Genomic DNA, 20,538 nt, shown 5'->3' with positions numbered 1-20,538 from the left:
CCTCACAACCCCCTCGCCTCAAACCACACATTCACACTTTTGCCATTTTCATCGGTGCAGGTAATGGTATTTTTACCTAATGCTGGTTTTATGAAAACACTTTTGTGTGCTTCAAATTTGCCCATTAGCTGGTTGTTGTGATACCAAAATACGTTTTGGGTGCCAACCGAAACACTTGCTTTCAGTTCGATTTCCTGTGGATTCCGCTTTTCGATATAATACAAGCCTTTGTCTCTGGGTGAAACGATACTAAGCGTTTGTGATTTTGTAGTGTGCGTACAATTGGGATTATGCGGCGGCGGAGAGGTGTAGGGCAAGCCATTGCTTTGCAGAAAAGACAAATATTCTGGTGGATAATTGATGTATTCTTTCTGAACGGCCATGTTTCTATCCAGACAAAAACCGCAATAACTTATAGTTTCAGACGCATTTACCCATGCTTTTTTCAAATGTTGACATTTCTTTTTGTAAAAAACATTACCCACAAAAAGATCCATTTGGGTGTCTTTACAAAAGTCGTTTTTGGGTAAACCAGTAACCGAACAGACTTCTCTGTAAACCAAACTTTCGGGCTTTTTAAACCACGGTTTGTTTTTCTCGATGGTGTTGAAAATCCGAAAAAGTAATGGTGTCGCCACCGCTGCACCGCTCAGTTGCGGTATACTTTCACCCGAAAAATTACCCAACCAAACTCCCACTGTATAATCAGGATTGTATCCTATTGCCCAGGCGTCACGTTTACCAAAGGAAGTACCGGTTTTCCAAGCGATTTTGGGTAGACGAAAAGTGAAATCAAAATTGTTAGGAAAGTCAGGTCGCTGAATGCCGCTCAAAATGTCAGAAATAATGTAACATGAGGCTGGGTCTAGTAGCGATTTTGGTGATTTTTTTGGTAAATTATTGTTAGATGTAAAGTTGAGCTCTTGGAAAAAACCACCATTGGCAAATGTGGCATAAAGCCGCACCATTTCCTCCATCGTTACGCCACAACCACCCAAAATGGCAGAAAGGCCGAGTTTGTCTTCGTTTTTTTTGATGCTTTTGAAGTCGGCTTTTTTCATTTCTATCAGAAAATCGCCAAGTCCGTACTCGTCCAAGGTCTTTACAGCCGGAATGTTAAGCGATTGTTGTAAGGAGTTTTGCATGCTCACTTGTCCTTGAAAAGTATTGTCAAAGTTTTCGGGCTTAAAACCTCCAAAATCTGTAGGAATATCATACAAAATGGCTTTTGGATTGATAATTCCCTTTTCCAAGGCTAGGGCATACAAATAAGGTTTCAATGCACTGCCAGGCGAACGAACCGAAGAAATACCATCCACTTGTCCGCCATCCATGCGGTTTTTGTAGTCTGCAGAGCCGCAATACACCAGCACTTTCATGGTTTTGTTGTCCACCACCATAGCCATGCCGTTTTTCACGCCGATGGTTTCGAGCCTTTGGAGATAAGCAGACAGCTGTTTTTCGACCTGCAACTGATAGCCAGCATGTATTGATGAGCGAATGTATGGCGAAGTAGATTCAGCCGACAATCGATCTGAAATATGTGGGGCTCGCTTCGTGAATGTGCTTCTTTTCAGATTTACGGTTTCGTTTTGTGCTAAAGCGATTTCGTTTTTGTTGAAAATCTCCTGTTTTTTAAAAAGCTTCAGCCATTTGTCTTTGAAAAACTCCAATTGCGAATTGTTTTCGCCAGAAAGCAAAAGACTGGGCTTGTTGGGTACCAAACTCAAAACCATAGCCTGAGCCAAACTCAGCTGTGAAGGATGTTTTTGCAGATACACATACGAGGCAGCCTTGATGCCCTCCACATTCGAGCCGAAAGGAATAAGATTGAGATACAAAGCCAGTATTTCCTTTTTAGAATAATGCAATTCGAGTTGAACTGCCCTAATTATTTCAGTGATTTTGTTGAAATATGTGCGGTCGTTTGGATGAATCATCCTCACAACCTGCATCGTGATGGTTGAGGCACCCGAAACCCGCTTTTTCTTTTGGATATTAGAAACCAAAGCCCGAAAAATAGCCACTGGATTTACTCCAGGATGATAATAAAAGTATTTGTCTTCTTTCTCAATAATGGCCTTCAAAAAAAAAGGCGAAACCTCCTCCACATTGGTTTTGAGCCGCCATTTGTCTTCATTGTTGAGATATGCACTCAGTATTCGCCCCTCGTCATCGAGCACTACGGTAGAGTAATTGTCTGGGACTTTTACTGGAAATACCAAATCTAACACCAAAAGTAAAACCATTATGGCCAAGGTGTATTTTACTTTGGGGAGCTCAATAAAAAGGAGAAAGGCCAATTTTTTCAATACGTCACTTAGTAATCTTTTACAGTTGACAACTTTCCAAAAGTTGTCAACTGTTTAATTTTTCAAATTCAAACTCATCAATTCACCACCACAGTACCACCACCCCAATAGCTACGCAGGTTGTTGTTGTACATGGCATCGGCTGAAACTGGGCCTTGTACGAACGTGCCTCTTGAGACTGCTCGGGCAAGGTAATAATAGTGTCGCTCGGCGTTATCCACGTTTACGAAATAGTTAATTCTGTCGTCTCGGATATCAAAATAGGTGGCATTGGATGCGTTTTTGATCCAAGGCATGTCGCGGTCTTCCACCAATCTTGGGTTTTCTATTTCTAGTCCTGCTGGCAGCATATCGGTCAACACTACGTTATCCACATTGTACATCAAACCAGCTTGAGCACTTACGGTCAGTCGAACAACCACCAATTGGTTTTGTTTGAAAACTGGGCTTTTTATAACTTCGCCCGTGCGGGTAAAGTAGGTGCGGCGGGCTTTCAAAAACTTGTCCTCTGCTATAAATTTATTGTCCTTTCTGATGCCTTCTGACTCAAAATAATAGTACAGATTGTCGTTGATCGACTTCACGCTGATGCCTTTTGGATATTTGGATAAATCTATCCATTGCCCGCTTCCTTCAATCGTTCTTATCAGTTTTCCCTCGGAATATATCTCCGCTTTTCCAGTCGATTTTTTTGTTTTCAGGATTTTGCCCATGGCCAGCATCGAAAACGAAAGCTCTTGGGTATTGAGGTAAAGCGATTTGTTACTCAAAACACCATTTAGTGACTGTGTCAAACTCGCAATCTGCGGGTTCAGGGGGTCTGTTTCTACCAAAGTGTTTAGCACCAAAGCAATGTTTCGGATTGGAGAAGAAAAACTATCGTGCAGCATACGGTCGTAAACTTCTTTTACAAAAGTTTTGGGAAGAAGTTTTGAATACGAAGCATCGTCGCCCATTTGTTTGAACGCACAAGCTACCAAAAACTGCTGATCAGAAGAGAGCGTTGCAAAATTTGCTTTCAGCTGGTTCATTGTCGCTATATTCGGCTCGTCGGTAAGCGAGAGCACGTAAAGCGAATAGACAATTTCGGTTTTCAAGCGTTCTTTTTTCTTGTAAACTCCGTTTATGGAAGTCCAAATGGTCTCTTTGGTTTGTTCCTCATTGGTGCGTTGAGTAAGGTAATTTACCAATTGTGTAATTACGGGCTTGGAAACTTCAAATCCAGATTTTTGAGCTTCCAACAGGAAATGCAAAGCATAAGCCGTTCCCCACCAATATTCCTCCTGCGAACCCGGCCAATAACTAACAGAACCATTGTACAACTGCATAGCTTCAATTTTTTGAATGGCTGCGTTGACATTGTATTGCGGATTCAGTTCTGATTGTCCCGACTCCGAAATCTCTAGTTTTCCATTGATTTGCTGAATCAAATCGTCCAAATAAAGTTGTGGAAATGCCTTAGAAATAATTTGCTCCACACAGCCATGCGGATAGGCCAAAAGTGTCTCAAGACGATTACCAAACTGCATCATGGGTGTGTTGCCGATGTATATTTTAGAAGAAAAAGTGCCCGGAATGTAGCCAGTTGGTGCAGCAAAAGCCAAATCTGTATTTTTGGCCAAAATGCCCGAAGTACCAGATTTTTGCAATGAACCTGCTGGACGCACACTTATTTCAGTGGTTTTGGAGAAAGTTTCTTTGTCAGATTTTGCCAAAACTTTTAGTTTCCCTAAGCCCATTTTATCTTTTCCTGCCACTTCTAAGTCCAAGTGTTTTTCCTTACCCGGCTCTATCGTAATGTTATTTTCTGCGAAATTGCCCACAGAAATCTGCCCTTCAGTTTGGGTTGAAAGTTTTACAGTTTGAGGAATTTCGGTGGTATTGAAAAAAGTTATCGGTACTTTAACTTTATCAGTTGGATTCAAAAACAATGGCATGCCCACGCTGATACTTACAGGGTCAGAAACCGTTATTTTTTGTTCTGCAGAGCCAAATTTCTCGTCGTCATAAGCTACCACCATTATTCTTAGGCTTCCCAAAAACTCAGGAATATCAAACTCGAAGCTGGCTCTACCTGAGGCATCTGATTTTATTTGACCGCTCCATTTAGCTACCAATTCTGCCCGACCATTGGCCAAAGGATTTATACGCTTGCCCATGCCGCCATCACCACCGGTACTGCTTTTACCGTTCAGCTGAATTTCTGGCAAAAGCAATGGATACAAGTCAAATGAACGAACGCCCAAAGCTCTTTTTTGATAAAAATATTTGTTGATTTTGGGTGTTTCAGTGTTTTTCAATTGCAAAATACCCTCATCAACAACTGCAATCGTCAGTTCGGTATTCGGAGTAGTTTTTACCGAAACCGTTTGTTTTGTTTTTGATCTTGATTTTTCTACAGCAGTTATTTCTATCGGAATCCTACGTTTTGGGTCATCTACTTTTATGGTTTTCATACCATGGGCCGACATCAACGGCAATTCTGGCTGGTTCATCGCCCTTATCAAAGTCGCAGTTATATAGACATTTGGCAAGTGATTTGTGCCTAAATCAATCGAAATCTCCGCCGATTTGTTCTCAGTTTGCACAAATTTATGCTCCAAAATTCCAGCATTTTCTATCGTTATTAGTAATTTTCCATCAAAAGGAGTTTTGAAAATCGCCTTGGCTTTCTCACCCAAAAGATAATTTTCTTGGTTGGTTTCTATCTGTACTTCGCCGTCGGTATCCACTTCAAAAGAAGCCTTTGAACCATAGCCATAAGCATAAAAGTTGGTACTCACATAGCTTTCGGCATCTGTTGGTTTTACCCTGATTTCGTATTCACCAGATATTTTTGGAACAAAATTTTGAATCAAATTTTTGCCTCCAAATTTCAATTCTTGGCTTTTGATGAGTTTCTCTTTTTTCTTCGAAACATACCGGAGACCTTCGTCGGTTTTCTCCAAAACTGTTTGGTATTCAAGTAGATAAATTTCCATTGTGCCGTTTGCCATCACACTAGCTCCAGCAGAGTTTAGAGCGGCTAATTCGATGGGGAATGTAGCGTTTGTTCCCACAAAATAAGCAGGGATTTTTACCCCAAAGAATTGTTTTTGGGTATAAATCTCAAAGGTTTTCTGACGGTGAACAGGTCTGCCCGTTTCGTCAAAAACCGAAACCAGTACTTTTCCTTCTAATAATCCTTTGTTGGCCAATTTATCAGAAATGTCAAAAACTTGTAGTCCCTCACCTTTGGAGTTTGTAATACCGTTTCGGAGTTCGTTCTCAAACTTTGTTGGGTCGTCTATACCAAAAGTAAAGTCCTCATAGCCTTTTGGCTCAAAAGTTTTGCGTTTGATAGAAAAATCGAGTTCGTATTTGTTGTCTGCCGCTGGCGGACCAAAAAGATTGTTGGCTTGCAGTTTAATATTCGCTTTTTGGCCAATCTCCATTTTTTCAGGAGCATCAATATTGACCTTTATGCGGTCGGGCATAAAGTCTTCCACCGAAATGCTCTTAGAGCCAATGAGTACATTATTGCCCGTAAAGACATCCACATTATAGAAACCAGTCAGAGCCGAACGCTCCAGTTTTACAGAATGACTGATTGCTCCTGAAGCGTTTGTTTGAGTCATTAACGAGCTGACTTCCTTACCATTGGGCTGTTTTACTTGTATTTTTATTGGAATATTGTTTGGTGTTTGCCAATCGTTGTTTCTGATTACGGCGTTAAAATTGATGGTTTCGCCTGGGCGATAAATCTCTCTGTCTCCATAAATGAAGGCATCCAAGCCAGCCTCATTGAAGTTTTTGCCAGTGATGTCAAACTTCGAAGTTTGGATTTCGGTGTCGTCAAAAAGCAAATAATTGAAGTCTTCTTTTGAAGTGGCCGTTACCATGGCCACTGTAAAATTCGGGTTGCTTTTCTTTAGATTTTTGAAAACCACCATTCCGTTGGCATCGGTTGTGCCTTTGGTTATTTCTTGATTGTTATTGCTAATCAATTTGATTTCCAAGCCAGAAATCGGCGTGGTCTGCATGATAGAATTGGCCAGAACTATCACATCTTCCTGGTTTTGAGACATTTTAGTAATCAAACCAATGTCTGAAATCGAGACTATTTTTTGGATTTTTCGATAATATTCGTCCTCAGATTCTATAGAAATAAAATAAATGCCTCGTTTATCGGTTTGGTCTGGCAGGGGAAGGTTTAAAACAGAAACCCCTTGTTTGACAGGTAAATCTGCAGTCTCAATTTTCCTGGATGATACGATATTTCCATACAAATCGGCCTCTGAAGAATAATAGTATTCTTGTTCTTCGTCGCCATAATAGCTCCTTCGAACGCCTTTTAGAAACGGCAGAATGTTGTTTTCATACACTTTCGAAATTGAAACGTTGACTTTTGGAATATTTACGATGTTGATGCCGATGTTTTTGTTGCCTACATTCGACATATATTGGGCATTTTTATTTGTGAATTCCAAGTACGGATTCACCCTTCCGAAAAACGCTTCGCCCTCATAGTCTTCGTCCATTTTGCCACCTAAAACCCCGATTAGGTTTTTATTTAGCGTGATTTTGTATAAATCGTCCTGATTAAAATCTCCTTTTATAGTAAAACCTTGGTCGGCAGCTTCTACCATAAACCTCACTGCAGGCTCAATTTTGATCTGTTTTTCTACTTGGCTGATGTCAATCTGCTGTGTGGTTTTGATGTAAACATAACCTTTGAGTTTTTTGAAACTCGTCTGCATTTTCAATATTTCTAACTTATCGGCTGGCAAATAATCTAAGTCTATTTTTTCTGCAGTTCTGAATTTTTGTGGATTGTCAGCATTGGCTGCTATTTTGGCTGTTATTTCTCCTTTTTTGGTATCGGGAAATTCCGCCAAAGCTAAAACCAAATTCGTGGAATTTTCCGCCGGAACCACTTTGTAGTCCAGTTGCTTTTCTCCGTCCAAAATCACAATTTCGTCCTTGATATTGTGGGCGTCGTATTTGCCATTGAGTTCTAAAAGTACCCTTGCCTCTTTCTGATTTTGTTTGCTTTTGGCAAAATATACTTGAGAGTCTTTTACTTTAAGATAAGGCGTATGAAACTTGATGGTTTCGTTTTTGTCTATACCCATTTTCCCTTTTTTACGTTTCAAAAGGTTCTCTGAGAGTTTTGCTTTGTATTCGTTGGCAAACTTTAGCGGCTTTGAAGGAGAAAAAATCAGTTCTTTCTTTCCAATCCATTTGAACTTTCCCTCAATTTTTGGCTCAAAATCCATATATGGTGTACTTTCCCATTTGTTGAGGTCGCCGTCGAACACGAGTTCTTCATCAAACTCAAAGAAAAGGTTTTGTAAAACTTCGATTTCATCACCGAAACCAAGTGTTTTTATGCCGACCTCGGGGAGGTGATTGCATGAATTGAAAAAGAAAACGAGGAGGAAGAAAAGAATACTGCGTTTCATGTTTTAGGCTGGTTTTTAAATTTTGAGACTAACGGCAATTGATGCTATAAATTGAAGCAAGTTAGTGGTTTTTTTGATAGGGTGAAATATTTAAAACCTAAGACTTTATTCCAACAAAAAAACCTCCCATTTCTGAGAGGTTTCTGTATTTTTCCGTCAAGTAAAATCAATACATGGTCCCGATAGTTTCCTTCGGTCTTCCACCTGGTGTTGTAACAAAGGCCTCTATGAACGAACTAAAATCTGGAGAAATGGCCAAAATTTCATTCTCTTCGAAAAGAATTGCATAATACTTACCTCCAAGGTTTTCTATTTTGTAGTTTTCTTCCAAAAGTATGGTACTTTCCATCAGGTCAAAAGCATTGTCTCGGTCGTCTTCTGAAGCAAAACCAACAGATCGCAAATAAAGACTTGCATCGGGATTGTAAACCCCAAAGTAGTATTTGTTATCTTCTTCTTGAAATTTCACAAAGCCCGTAATGCCATAAGAATCCCAGATTCTGGCCTTGTCAAGGTAGTTGCTAACTGCCAAATAGCCGTTGAGGTTGGTCAGTATATTGGTTGATAAAGAGGTGTTAATTGCTTCTGAAGCAGATTCCTTATCAACTATTTTTTCAATCGCATTTTTTGCTTCTAATTCCGATGAAAAATCGCATGAGCGAGCTATTTCCTTATTATTTCCTGCTTTCAACACTACAAAAAACTTCTTTTTGTCTTTTTCTACCGAAAGTCTACCTGCTACTTCCTTGTTTTTTATTACCGTTGCAATACCATTTTTTCTAGATTTTACATCTACATATCCTTCACTTTTCAACAACACATTTCCATCACTATCTACAAAAGAAAAATAATATTTCTCGGTTTTTTTATCTTGAAATATTGTAAATCCGGCGTTTTTAGGGTCGGCTTCTTGTCCGGCATAAGATTTACAAGGGAGGTAATCGTCATTTAATGCCATAGAATTATTGTTTATGTTATATTTTTAAATAGAAAGAAATTCTTTATTTCAAAGTTCGTAAAATTTACAATTATTCTTTTAAAATTAACAAGTTTATTAATCCATTTTTTCTTCAAACGTGCTTACTTTCAATTTTTTATAGAAATTGTTAAATTTTTGAATGGAAACTGTAACAGTAGTTTAGAATTCATTTTTGCTGAATTTTGGGTTTCTATTTCTCGAATATTAACATTTTTAGGTTACTTTCGTAAAAAAAGTTTTTACGATATGAACACCTTGTTTCCAGTATTTTTGAAAGCCGAACAAATGACAATTCTGATTGTCGGGGGCGGAAATGTGGGCTTAGAAAAACTAGAAGCATTGCTAAAAAACGCTCCGCTGACCAACATTGTTTTGGTGGCACCAGAAATTAAAAGTGAGATTGTCGAACTTAAGAAAACACATAAAATAGAACTTATTTATGAGCCATATCGGTTGGGTTTTTTAGAAAATAAAAACATTGTGATAGTGGGCACTGATAAACCCGAAGTAAACAAGCAAGTACAAATAGACTGTAAAAACAAAGGGATTTTGGTCAACGTGGCTGATACACCTGATTTGTGCGACTTTTATTTGGGTTCAGTAGTAACAAAAGGCGACTTGAAAATTGGAATATCTACCAATGGCAAATCACCAACTTTTGCCAAAAGAATACGAGAAATGCTACAAGAAATTATTCCTGATAACATTCAAGAAACTTTGGATAATTTACAAAAAATAAGAAATAGTCTAAAGGGCGATTTTGAATATAAAGTAAAGAAAATGAACGAGATAACAACCGTTGTGAAAGATAAAGAGGTATGAAAAAAATTGCTTTATTGTTGGTCGTAATTCTTTGTTTGGGATTTGTGAAATTCCAAATTATAGATAATAGTTTTGGTTCTAATGAAAACTGGTCGGAATACTTGGGTGGAGCCGACCGCAATCATTATTCTAAGTTGGAGCAAATCAACATCCAAAATGTAAAAAATCTTAAAGTGGCTTGGGAATATGCCACACCAGATTCTGGACAAATGCAGGTAAACCCTTTGATTGTTGATGGTGTTTTGTATGGTGTAACATCATCTGTGCAAGCGTTCGCATTAGATGCTACCACAGGAAAGGAAATTTGGCGATTCGGAGATCCGCTTAAAAACTGGGCCAGCACGAGCCGTGGCGTGTCTTTTTGGAAAAAAGGAAACGATAAACGGATTCTTTATACTGCAGGACCAAACCTTTGGGCATTGGATGCCAATACTGGAAAGCCGATTGAATCCTTTGGCGATAAGGGGAAAGTGGATTTGCACACAGGTTTGCCAGAAATCGCCAAAGACAAATTTATAATTTCAAATACGCCTGGGACTATTTTTGAGAACTTGATTTATATGCCACTTCGATTGTCGGAAGATGCCGATGCAGCTCCAGGAGATATCCGTGCTTTTGATGTGATTTCAGGGAAATTGGTTTGGACATTTCATACCATCCCCTATCCAGGAGAAAAAGGCTATGAGACTTTCCCAAAAGATGCCTACAAAAATGATGGAATTGGAGCAGTAAATAATTGGGCTGGAATGGCTGTGGATAAGGCCAGAGGTATTTTGTATGTACCAACTGGCTCAGCGGCTTATGATTTTTATGGTGGAAACAGACCTGGAAAGAATCTTTTCAGTAATTGCCTGTTGGCTTTGGATGCCCGAACTGGGAAACTAAAATGGCATTATCAGTTTGTGCATCATGATATTTGGGACAGAGATTTGCCCGCACCGCCAAACTTGGTTACGCTCAACAAAAACGGAAAAGCTGTTGACGCTGTGGCTCAAGTAACGAAACAAGGTTATGTGTTTGTTTTTGATAGAGTTACGGGCAAATCTTTGTTCCAGATAAATGAAATTCCGGTGCCGAAGTCTAAATTGAAGGGAGAAATAACATGGCCAACACAACCTGTTCCAGTCTTGCCAAAACCTTATGCAAGAGAGGCTTACAAACTTACTGAAAAAGACATTTCGCCTTATGCCCAAAACAGAGACGAGCTTGTAAAAGCTTTCAGAACCTACAAAAAAGGGCTTTTTGACCCACCGAGTGAACAAGGAACCATCATTTTTCCAGGTTATGACGGCGGTGCTGAATGGGGTGGAAGTGCAGTTGATCCTAATGGCGTAATCTACATCAACGCCAACGAAATGGCTTGGATACAAACCATGAAACCTACTCAGAACACGAGTGGAGTGCCAATGGGAGAAAAAATATACATGAATTACTGCCAAAGTTGCCACCAACCCGACCGTGAAGGCAACGTAAAAAGTGGTTATCCTTCGTTGGTAGAAATTGGCAAAAAACATGACAACGCAGCACTTTTGAATCTGATAAATGGAGGAAAGGGTATGATGCCGGGTTTTGGATTTATAAAACCAGAGGAAAAACAAGCCTTGATAGCTTTCTTAAAAAATGAAGAGAAAAAGGAAGTGCAAAGCAAAGACAATCAGCTGAGCCAAAAAGCTGGAATAGCCTATAAAATGACGGGCTACAACAAATTTCTGGACAACAGAGGTTTGCCAGCTATTGCTCCACCTTGGGGCACTCTGAATGCCATAGACCTGAATTCTGGAAAACAATTGTGGAGAATTCCCCTTGGGAACGAGCCTATTTTGCAAAAGGAAGGTATTACGGGCACTGGTACCGAAAACTACGGTGGGCCAGTAATTACCAAAACTGGATTACTTTTTATAGCAGCTACGAAAGATGCAACATTGAGAGCCTTTGAGGCCAAAACTGGCAAATTGGTCTGGGAACATCCACTGCCAGCAGCGGCTTTTGCTACACCGTCGATGTATTCTAAAAACGGGAAACAGTATCTTGTAATAGCTTGTGGAGGCACAAAGTTAGGAACTCCAAAAGGGAACAAATATGTAGCTTTTGCATTGGAGTAGAATAAATATAGTTTTTATTATTTTTGCATAAATTTTTAACCGATTGACCGAAAACCTCAATACTGCTTGGCGACAAATAGCCTCTACGATTTACAAAAAACCAAATGATTCTAAAATTTTTGGTTCGGTAGAAATTGATGTGACAGACTTGGAGATTTATATTGAAAAAAAGAGAAAGGAAGGGTTAAAAATCACCCTGACCCACTTCTTTTTGTTGGCTACATCTCGGGCCATAAGCAACGACATTCCTGAACTGAATTCTTACTCTAAACGAGGGGATATTTATTCGTTTCCGTCTATTAATGTGGCAGTTAGCGTACTGAAAGCTGATGGAGAAATGTCTTCTGTAATAGTAAAAAACGCTGACCAACTGACCTATGCGGAGTCTGTAGAAGTGCTTAATCATGAGATTCAAAAGTCGAGAAAAGGCTCTGAAAGTAATACGATGCAGTTAAAAGACACCATGTCGGCCATACCGTATCCATTCAGAAACTGGATAGTGGGCATCATCAAAAAGCTATTTATCGATTGGGGAATTTCATTGCCATTTCTAGACCTCAAACCACAAACCTTTGGCTCATTTATGCTTTCCAATATCGGTACTTTAGGGTTAGACATTGGTTTTCCAGCACTTTTTCCTTTTGCCAACATCTCTTTTGTGATGATAATGGGAGGTGTAAAATCCAAAGCATGGGTGGTTAATAATGAGGTGATTCCACGGAGAATCATTACCCTCGGAGCCGCTCTCGACCATAGAGTGGTGGACGCTTCACATGCTGGCAAGTTATTTAAATACCTGAAGTATGCCGTTAAGAATCCTGAGGTTTTAGAAAGCTGATTTTTAGATGTTATGGTTATTTAGATTGGCCGTTTTTAGTATCTTCCATTCAAAAAATATCAGAAAAAGTAGTACAAACAATTCTCCCGAAAAGTAAATCTGCTCTAAAAAGGTTAGTTGATTAAAAAAGGAAAATACCAATACAACTGTCAGAATGCAATAAAAACTGTTAGATAAGACAATAATTTTAAGAAAAAACCGCCATTTTTCTTTTGCAAAAAAACTACATAAAAACGAATAAACACTAAAACTTGCCGCAACAAATGCCAATATGAAAAGAGTTTTGGGAGGTATTCCTAATTGGAGTTTAGAGTTCAACAAAATCATATTACTCAAAAACAAAGTGCTTAAAAAAGCTCCAAAAGCATCCATTAAAAATATTTTACTTGGTTTTTTTGCTATCCTTTGTATAATCGACTTAAAAATCATAATATCTGTACTTTAGAAAACAAGCAATTTACATAAAGTAACTAGTTAGGTTAAGAACTTCCCAGCTTTTTCAAAGTTCTATTGGAAAGAACTATTTGAATTAAGAGATAACATTCTGAGGTTTTTTGCTCAAAATACGAATGGATGCTAAATGTCCAAAAAGAACAATAGGAACAATAAAAGTAGGTAGCCAGCTGATTGGAAAACTTAATATAGCTACGTTTGGTTGTTCAAAACCAAATTTCTGAAAAGGCGAAGGGGTGGAAAATATGGCCGTAAAAACTATATTGACTAACAAAATAAGGGCTGCAAAATGCCAAGCCAAAAGTAGTTTTGGGCTTAGCCCTTTTTTGTAAAAAAATACAATTATAGGAGCTGTAAGTCCTGCCAAAATATCGAAATTTCTTCCTTCAAAAGTCATAATTTCAGGTATCGTTTTGTTTAGAAATAACACATACAACGCTATTTCTACTGGTATTCTTATTATATTCAAATACAAAAGAGAAGTTATTGATAATGAATCAATTATTTTTCTGGTTTGTGGTAAAATGAATAGAATAATCATGAAAACCAACATGGGAAAAACACCAAAAATTATAATTCTGGGTGGAAAAACATCTGAGTTATTCATATAAACACTTTTTAGGGTAATGATGGCTTGAAGGATTATCCATGCCACAAATCCAACACAAATGCCTAATGCTCTCTTGCGTGTCTGCAAAGAAGATGTCAGAACATTATAGACTAAAAATAAACAAAAAAGGGTGGTTAATCCAAAAAATAGGGTAATCGAAAGTGAGATGTTTGGTAGCATATAAATGATGTTTAAAAAGACAAATAAAAAATGACTACGTTTCTTTTCATATCAAAAGTCTAAGATTGTCGATTTTTTCCAAAAATAGACTTTTATCTTGTTTATTTTTAGACAGCTCTATGGCTTTCTGATATTCTTCAATCGCCATTTTCGGATTTCTTTCTTCCTGCAAATGAGCCACCAATGAATGATAAAAATTATTTCCTTGTAGATTTATTTTTTGTGCTTCCAGCAACGCAACATCTTTGCCGTTGGCACGAGATAATGCATAAGTGCGATTCAGAGCAGCAATGGGCGAATATTCTATTTGTAACAACAGATTATAATTTTGTAATATTTTCTCCCATTTGTCTTTGGTTTCCGTTTTTGTGCTATGCCAATAGGCAATAGAAGCTTCTAGATGATATTTGGTGAGTTCTTGCCCTTTGGCACTTGCTATCAAGTAATAATTGGCTTTGGCAATGAGTTCTTCGTCCCACAAATCTCTGTTTTGGTCTTCGTAAAGTATATTTTTCCCAAAATCATCTACTCTGGCATCTAATCGTGACGCCTGAAAACACATCAAAGCCATGAGAGCATTTACTTTTGGGAGATTTGTGCTGGTGTTTTCAATCAAAAAATAACACAAACGCATAGCTTCCAAACAAAATTCTTTCCTGAGTCCCTGATTTGAAGTGGAGGAATAATATCCTTCATTAAAAACCAAATATATTGTGGTCAGTACAGCATCTAGTCTTTTTTCAATCTCTAATGGGCTAGTAATGGTTAAATCGGGGTTTTCGGTTTTTAGTTTTTCTTTTGCTCTAAAAAGACGCTTGTTAATGGTTTCCTTGTTGCTAAGAAAAGCCTCCGCTATTTCTTCAATACCAAACCCGCACAAAATTCTTAGTGCCAAACCTACTTGTGCCTCTACCGGAATGGAAGGATTACAAACTGCAAAAATCATCGAAAGTTGGCTGTCTTGAATGTTTTGCGGCGATAAATCTGGCTCAAATTCGTCAAAGTTATTTTGATGATAACCCATCTGGTTTTCTATTTTTTCTGAAAACACTTTATTATGCTTCAAAAAATCTTTGGTTTTGTTTTTGGCAACAGTGTATAGCCAAGCAGTTGGGTTTTCGGGAACGCCCTTTTGCATCCAAGTTTCGGTGGCTAATAAAAATGTGTCGTTGGTGAGATCTTCCGCTATCTCGATGTGTTTTAGTCCAAAACCACGACAGAGTACAGAAACTATTTTCCTGTACTCTGTCTTAAACAATGATTGGATCAAAATATGCTGTGGCATGTTACATTGGTATTACAGCACGAACTTCCACATGGCCGCCTACAAACAAAATCGGGCAGCCTTCAGCCAAGTGCATGGCTTCGTCCATACTGTTTGCTTTTACGATTATGTTTCCTCCCACAATTTCTTTTATCTCAGCATACGGCCCATCAGTAATTACATTGTTCGATTTCAGAACTTTACTGCCAACCGAGCTCAATCTGTTTGTACTCACAAATTTGCCCTGAGCAGCTATACCGCCTATCCAGTCTTGCCATTGTTTTATGCTTGCTTGCATTTGTTCTGGCGACGGTGTAAAACTTGGGTTGTACTCACTTCTAAAAATCATCATAAATTCGCTCATGTTTTTTTGTGTTTAAATGGTTTTAAAAATCGTTTTCAAATACATGACGATTAGCTATTTTAAAATTGGACAAAAATTGAGATTTATTTTTATCCAGATAAATTAGGTTTCTATTTCCTAGCTTTCTAACCTCATTACAAAGTTTTTTTATTAAAAAACTTATAGGTTTTATATGTCTCCTTTTTTTATGAATGATATTTTATAAGAAGATGAAACAACTACGTGAATCAGTTTTTCTACTTTTTTTTTGAGTTGTAGGCGAGCTTAAATAATCCATTGGGCTTGAGATAAATTTCATTTTTCTGAAAATCAAAAATCACATTGAAACGTTTCAAGAGGTCATTACCAAACACTTTCATGGGGATATCTGAGGATCTCGCAGCAAAGCTTATCGGCACATTTTTGAGTGTTTTATTTCCAATTTTGGCTTTGGGCAATAGTTTAGTTTCTATCTTGAAAACATTACCGTAAGAATCCTTCAGTTCTGAAGTGCTGATGGTTTTGAGCGATTTCATGTTGTACTTCTCAGCTATTTTGGGGTCTAAAAGTATTGCACCACCATAGCCCGAATGAAACATGAATTTATCTTGAAATATCTCTTTGCCAATTTCTAATCTGCCATCAAGAAACATACTTCCGTTTAAAAAAGTCAAGTTCATTTTCTGGTATCCTTTCAATTTTATAGGCAGAGTTTCAGCCACTATCATCAAGTTTTTATCATAATCTAGGCTTACAATCTTTTTGGCAAACAGGTCATGTCCAAACTTGCCGTCTGTATTTGGGCCAGAATTTTCATTTACAAAAACTGTTATGTCTTCCCATTTTAATTTATTGATAAATAGGGTATTGTGTTCACTAAATTCGGCATCTGCTCTTCCGCCCCATGTTTGAATATTTGTGTTTTGTTTGTCTTTCAATAAAATTTTCTCCTTAAGACTTTCTTTCGTAACGGTAATACCTGTAGAAGATGTATGAAACATTAGACTCAATGTATCAGAATTATTTATGCGGGCTTTAATACAAATATTGTTTTGTGCATTGAGAGTAAAATATAGGGTGTCAGAATGGCTCATCGCTGACGCAAAGAATGGGAATAAGTAGAGTATGAGGGTTTTATTAAGCATTTTTAGTATAAACGTGTTTAAAATTAATGCTTAAAAAAGTTAAAATTTGCTATTTTGAATAATAATTAAATTCCTGTATTTATAATTAACTGATTTAGAATAAGTTTCTGAGTATTTTATAAAAACAATTGATTTGATATTTTTTAGAAATGGGCAATCTACTTTACATAAGGTTGTTGAAAAACTCAAATATTATATCTTTAACATAGATTGTTTTGGATGGATTATCACCTCATAATTCCTCCGAAAAACATTCTAAATCTTGGCTGAGGTTGATACAATAAAAAAACGCAGCAAAAATAGTTTTGTAGTTGAAAAGCTGCTTTTTACTATTAAAAATGTTACTATTTGGTTTTTTTTAAATATTCATAATTGCAATACAAACATTTTTTAGATTAAATTGCGTTTGATTTATTAATAAACTCTAAAACTAAAAACATGGAAAAAAGTATTTGGCGAAAAAAACCAATGTCCGCTTACGAGGCTGATATCAAAAATAACCAATTGAAACGCGTGATGGGCAAGTGGAGCCTTACAGCGATTGGTATTGGAGGCATAATAGGCGGAGGTATATTTGTTTTGACCGGTACTGCTGCACATTATCACGCTGGACCAGCATTGGCTTTGTCATTTATAGTTGCTGGCATTGGTTGTGTTTTTGCAGCCCTTTGTTATTCAGAGTTTGCAGGTATGTTGCCGGTAGAAGGCTCAGCTTATGCGTATGCTTATGGAACTATCGGTGAATTGTTTGCTTGGATTATTGGCTGGGGCTTAATACTCGAATACGCCATGGGTGCAATGACAGTGGCAGTTAGTTGGTCCGGGTATTTTAATAAGCTCATTAACTTATTCGGAATTGAAATTCCTTATTATTTAAGAAATGACCCATTTTCTGCAGCTAGTTATGCAACCAATCATAATTTAGAACCATCTTCATTTGCGTTTAATTTACCAGCTTTTATTATTACGTGGGTAGTTACATGGATTTTAGTAAAAGGAATTAAGGAGGCTAGAAATACCAATAATCTTATTGTAGTTCTTAAACTTGCAGCTATACTTTTTGTAATTATTGTTGGAGCATTTTATGTGAATGCTGACAATTGGCACCCATTTATTCCAGAGCCAGAAATGGTTAAACATGAGGATGGAACGTCGGCTGAAGCGTATGGAATAAGAGGTATATTAAGTGGTGCTGCTGCCATATTCTTTGCATACATTGGTTTTGATGTGGTTTCTACATCGGCTGGAGAAGCCATTAATCCAAAAAAAGACGTACCATTTGCTATTATTGCTTCATTGTTAATATGTACTGTATTGTACATTATGGTTTCTTTGGTGCTTACGGGAATGATCAATTACAAAGAAATTACAGGGGACGCACTCAAGGCTCCTGTAGCATTTGCATTTGATCACGTGGGTAAACCTTGGGCAGTACTTATAATTACCGCTGCGGCTACTACTGGTTTGATTTCAGTTATGTTGGTTATGATGTTGGGTCAAACTAGAGTATTTCTAGGAATGGCAAAAGACGGTTTGTTGCCAAAGTTCTTCAAACAAATACATCCAAATTTTCAAACCCCTTGGAAAAGTACAATCCTTGTAGGACTAGTGGTTTCTTTGGTCGCCTCTTTTACTCCCATAGGCGTGTTGAGTGATATGACCAGTTTCGGTACTTTGTTTGCTTTCGCTATGGTTTGTCTTGCTGTGCTAATACTTAGAATTAAAGACCCAAATAGAGAGCGTCCTTTTAAAACACCTATGCTTAAATTGATAGCTCCATTAGGAATTATTACCAATGTTGGTCTAATAGCTTTATTAAATGGCTTGGCTCAAAAGTTGGCTATAGCTTGGTTATTGGTAGGATTGATAGTTTTCTTTATTTACGGACAAAGAAACAGTAATCTCAATCAGATGGACAAGGATTGAAAATGAATTAATCGGTGTTTATTTGCAAAAGAGGAGGCTTCGGCCTTCTCTTTTGCTTTAAAAGCTTGATTATAAAATTCTAATGATACCAATTTTGTTTTATCTAATTATAACAAAAAAGATATTTGTTAAATAAAAATTTATCTTACATTTGCACACTTTTTTACAAAAAAATCAATGTCTAAAGAACACCACGAAACAAATAATTTGAGCCTTGGGGGTTTACTGGTTACACTCGGAATTATTTTTGGAGACATCGGGACCTCTCCGCTTTATGTCATGCAGGCTATTATTGGTAAAGAGATTATAGACGAAGAGTTAGTATTCGGTTCATTATCATTGATTTTTTGGACTTTAACATTACAGACCACGATTAAGTACGTAATACTTATATTAAGGGCTGACAACAGAGGAGAAGGAGGTATTTTTGCTCTTTACGCTTTGGTTCGTCGTCATGCCAAGTGGCTTACCATTCCGGCAATTATTGGAGGTGCCGCACTGCTAGCGGATGGTATAATTACTCCGCCCATTTCCGTTTCTTCTGCCATAGAAGGTCTTCAAATAAAATACCCAGAAATAGAAACAATACCTATAGTTATCGCAATACTAACTGTTTTGTTTTTAATTCAGTCACTTGGAACCAATGTTGTGGGAAGAGCTTTTGGGCCAATTATGCTTGTTTGGTTTACGATGTTAGCTGTATTGGGTCTTTCTCAAGTAATTCATAACCCTGCTATATTTAAAGCTATTAATCCTTATTACGCTTACAAACTTTTGTTTTTACACAAAGATGGATTTTGGTTGTTGGGCTCGGTATTTTTATGTACCACAGGGGCAGAGGCCTTATACTCTGACCTTGGGCATTGTGGCCGTAAAAACATTAGAGTAAGTTGGATCTTTGTAAAAATTACATTATTGTTAAACTATTTTGGACAAGGTGCTTGGGCTATTTCTCAGCACGGAACATACCTTGGAGATAGAAAACCATTTTACGAAGTTGTACCAGATTGGTTCTTGTTGCCGGCTATTCTTATCGCAACAGCGGCGGCTATTATAGCTAGCCAGGCCTTAATTACGGGCTCTTACACGCTCATTTCTGAAGGTATCAGGCTTTATTTTTGGCCAAAGGTTAAGTTAAATTATCCTTCTGATAAAAAAGGACAACTTTATATTCCTTCTATAAACTGGTTTTTGTTGGCGGGCTGTATTGGAATTGTACTGTATTTCGAAAAGTCAACAAACATGGAAGCCGCTTATGGTTTAGCGATAACTATAACTATGATGATGACAACCATATTGGCTGTTGTTTATCTTTATACACACAAGTTCAACAAAATATGGGTTGGTTTGTTTTTTGTGGTCTATTTAGCAATTGAATTGAGCTTTTTGGCAGCTAATTTATTGAAATTCTCACATGGTGGTTGGGTTTCTTTGTTGATTGCTACTTGTATAGCAGGCATAATGATAGTGTGGTATAGGTCAAGCAAAATAAAGAATAGATTAACAGAATATGTAAAACTTGAAAAGTATATTCCTGGCCTTAAAGAACTAAGTGAGGACGAAAGTATTCCTAAATATGCTACTCATTTGATTTTTATGTCAAATGCAAATAGGGTAACAGACATTGAGTCAAAAGTGATGTACTCTATTCTTGAAAAAAGACCCAAAAGGGCGGATATTTTTTGGTTTGTTCATGTAGATACCACCGATGAGCCATACACAAGAAAATATAAAGTGGATGTAATTGCTAAAGACGACATCATTAAAGTTAACTTTAAATTAGGTTTTAGGGTTGAACAGAAAATCAATTTGTATTTCAGAAAGGTAGTGGAAGATTTGGTAAAGTCTGGAGAAGTAGACATTACCAGCCGTTATGAATCGTTGAGCAAACAGAATGTGATTGGTGATTTTAGGTTTGTAGTTTTAGAAAAGTACTTATCCTATGACAACAAATTGCCATTTTTTGAGAAGTTGATAATGGAAACCTATTTCTTCATTAAACAATTCACTACTCCTGAACACAAATGGTTTGGTTTGGATGCTAGCAACGTGAAGGTAGAAAAAGTACCGTTAGTAATTAGACCAAATACAGAAATTAATTTAGAGAGGATATTGTGAGT

The 20,538-nt window shown here is 37.5% G+C and carries 13 protein-coding genes; 6 read left to right on the top strand and 7 right to left on the bottom strand.

Going from position 1 to position 20,538, the window contains the following annotated elements:
• Positions 1 to 2: 2 nt before the first annotated feature.
• The 3 genes from pbpC to EGI26_RS08640 all read right to left on the bottom strand — a co-directional run bounded on the left by pbpC (position 3) and on the right by EGI26_RS08640 (position 8,714).
• Positions 3 to 2,303 carry a penicillin-binding protein 1C gene (gene pbpC, locus EGI26_RS08650; protein ID WP_255077735.1) on the bottom strand — a complete coding sequence of 767 codons (2,301 nt, stop codon included), beginning with the start codon at positions 2,301 to 2,303 and terminating at the stop codon, positions 3 to 5.
• An 86-nt stretch (positions 2,304 to 2,389) separates the two neighbouring features.
• On the bottom strand, positions 2,390 to 7,756 hold the full coding sequence (locus EGI26_RS08645) for an alpha-2-macroglobulin (protein WP_255077734.1): 5,367 nt from the start codon (positions 7,754 to 7,756) through the stop codon (positions 2,390 to 2,392).
• Positions 7,757 to 7,922: 166 nt separating this feature from the next.
• Positions 7,923 to 8,714, bottom strand: a complete 792-nt coding sequence (locus tag EGI26_RS08640) for a YegP family protein (protein WP_255077733.1) — start codon at positions 8,712 to 8,714, stop codon at positions 7,923 to 7,925.
• Positions 8,715 to 8,981: 267 nt separating this feature from the next.
• Here EGI26_RS08640 and EGI26_RS08635 point away from each other — a divergent pair, with 267 nt between their 5' ends.
• The 4 genes from EGI26_RS08635 to EGI26_RS08620 all read left to right on the top strand — a co-directional run bounded on the left by EGI26_RS08635 (position 8,982) and on the right by EGI26_RS08620 (position 12,942).
• On the top strand, positions 8,982 to 9,557 hold the full coding sequence (locus tag EGI26_RS08635) for a bifunctional precorrin-2 dehydrogenase/sirohydrochlorin ferrochelatase (protein WP_255077732.1): 576 nt from the start codon (positions 8,982 to 8,984) through the stop codon (positions 9,555 to 9,557).
• The gene (locus tag EGI26_RS08630) at positions 9,554 to 11,659 is read left to right on the top strand and encodes a PQQ-binding-like beta-propeller repeat protein (RefSeq protein WP_255077731.1); all 2,106 of its coding nucleotides are present in this window, start codon (positions 9,554 to 9,556) and stop codon (positions 11,657 to 11,659) included. Before EGI26_RS08635 ends, EGI26_RS08630 begins: the two co-directional genes overlap by 4 nt.
• A gap of 43 nt (positions 11,660 to 11,702) precedes the next feature.
• Entirely contained in the window at positions 11,703 to 12,497 is a 795-nt protein-coding gene (locus tag EGI26_RS08625) for a 2-oxo acid dehydrogenase subunit E2 (protein WP_255077730.1), read from the top strand.
• Positions 12,498 to 12,768: 271 nt separating this feature from the next.
• Positions 12,769 to 12,942 carry a hypothetical protein gene (locus EGI26_RS08620; protein ID WP_255077729.1) on the top strand — a complete coding sequence of 58 codons (174 nt, stop codon included), beginning with the start codon at positions 12,769 to 12,771 and terminating at the stop codon, positions 12,940 to 12,942.
• Positions 12,943 to 13,026: 84 nt separating this feature from the next.
• On the opposite strand, the gene EGI26_RS08615 is transcribed toward EGI26_RS08620, so the two are convergent.
• The 4 genes from EGI26_RS08615 to EGI26_RS08600 all read right to left on the bottom strand — a co-directional run bounded on the left by EGI26_RS08615 (position 13,027) and on the right by EGI26_RS08600 (position 16,492).
• A complete protein-coding gene (locus EGI26_RS08615) occupies positions 13,027 to 13,740 on the bottom strand; it encodes a hypothetical protein (RefSeq protein ID WP_255077728.1) in 714 nt (237 codons plus the stop codon).
• A gap of 46 nt (positions 13,741 to 13,786) precedes the next feature.
• Positions 13,787 to 15,025, bottom strand: a complete 1,239-nt coding sequence (locus EGI26_RS08610) for an RNA polymerase sigma factor (protein ID WP_255077727.1) — start codon at positions 15,023 to 15,025, stop codon at positions 13,787 to 13,789.
• A gap of 1 nt (position 15,026) precedes the next feature.
• The gene (locus tag EGI26_RS08605) at positions 15,027 to 15,368 is read right to left on the bottom strand and encodes a YciI family protein (RefSeq protein WP_255077726.1); all 342 of its coding nucleotides are present in this window, start codon (positions 15,366 to 15,368) and stop codon (positions 15,027 to 15,029) included.
• A gap of 236 nt (positions 15,369 to 15,604) precedes the next feature.
• Entirely contained in the window at positions 15,605 to 16,492 is an 888-nt protein-coding gene (locus tag EGI26_RS08600; RefSeq protein WP_255077725.1) for a hypothetical protein, read from the bottom strand.
• 438 nt (positions 16,493 to 16,930) lie between these two features.
• On the opposite strand from EGI26_RS08600, the gene EGI26_RS08595 reads away from it, so the two are divergent.
• Both EGI26_RS08595 and EGI26_RS08590 read left to right on the top strand, forming a co-directional pair.
• Positions 16,931 to 18,418, top strand: coding sequence for an APC family permease (locus EGI26_RS08595; protein ID WP_255077724.1), 1,488 nt, complete (start codon positions 16,931 to 16,933; stop codon positions 18,416 to 18,418).
• Positions 18,419 to 18,595: 177 nt separating this feature from the next.
• Positions 18,596 to 20,536 (top strand): KUP/HAK/KT family potassium transporter, encoded by a 1,941-nt coding sequence (locus EGI26_RS08590; protein WP_255077723.1) that lies wholly within the window; start codon positions 18,596 to 18,598, stop codon positions 20,534 to 20,536.
• Positions 20,537 to 20,538 lie beyond the last annotated feature (2 nt).

It is taken from the genome of Lacihabitans sp. CCS-44 (assembly GCF_024343735.1).
GTDB lineage: Bacteria > Bacteroidota > Bacteroidia > Cytophagales > Spirosomataceae > Leadbetterella.
Note: the sequence above shows the minus strand (reverse complement) of the source record. Positions and strands in the feature narration are given on the sequence as shown.

What these genes read in the sequence shown, in the direction of transcription:
- EGI26_RS08645 (WP_255077734.1), bottom strand. Translation starts at nt 7,756, where the DNA reads ATGAAACGCAGTATTCTTTTCTTCCTCCTCGTTTTCTTTTTCAATTCA.
- EGI26_RS08640 (WP_255077733.1), bottom strand. Translation starts at nt 8,714, where the DNA reads ATGGCATTAAATGACGATTACCTCCCTTGTAAATCTTATGCCGGACAA.
- EGI26_RS08635 (WP_255077732.1), top strand. Translation starts at nt 8,982, where the DNA reads ATGAACACCTTGTTTCCAGTATTTTTGAAAGCCGAACAAATGACAATT.
- EGI26_RS08630 (WP_255077731.1), top strand. Translation starts at nt 9,554, where the DNA reads ATGAAAAAAATTGCTTTATTGTTGGTCGTAATTCTTTGTTTGGGATTT.
- EGI26_RS08620 (WP_255077729.1), top strand. Translation starts at nt 12,769, where the DNA reads ATGAAAAGAGTTTTGGGAGGTATTCCTAATTGGAGTTTAGAGTTCAAC.
- EGI26_RS08615 (WP_255077728.1), bottom strand. Translation starts at nt 13,740, where the DNA reads ATGCTACCAAACATCTCACTTTCGATTACCCTATTTTTTGGATTAACC.
- EGI26_RS08610 (WP_255077727.1), bottom strand. Translation starts at nt 15,025, where the DNA reads ATGCCACAGCATATTTTGATCCAATCATTGTTTAAGACAGAGTACAGG.
- EGI26_RS08605 (WP_255077726.1), bottom strand. Translation starts at nt 15,368, where the DNA reads ATGAGCGAATTTATGATGATTTTTAGAAGTGAGTACAACCCAAGTTTT.
- EGI26_RS08600 (WP_255077725.1), bottom strand. Translation starts at nt 16,492, where the DNA reads ATGCTTAATAAAACCCTCATACTCTACTTATTCCCATTCTTTGCGTCA.
- EGI26_RS08595 (WP_255077724.1), top strand. Translation starts at nt 16,931, where the DNA reads ATGGAAAAAAGTATTTGGCGAAAAAAACCAATGTCCGCTTACGAGGCT.
- EGI26_RS08590 (WP_255077723.1), top strand. Translation starts at nt 18,596, where the DNA reads ATGTCTAAAGAACACCACGAAACAAATAATTTGAGCCTTGGGGGTTTA.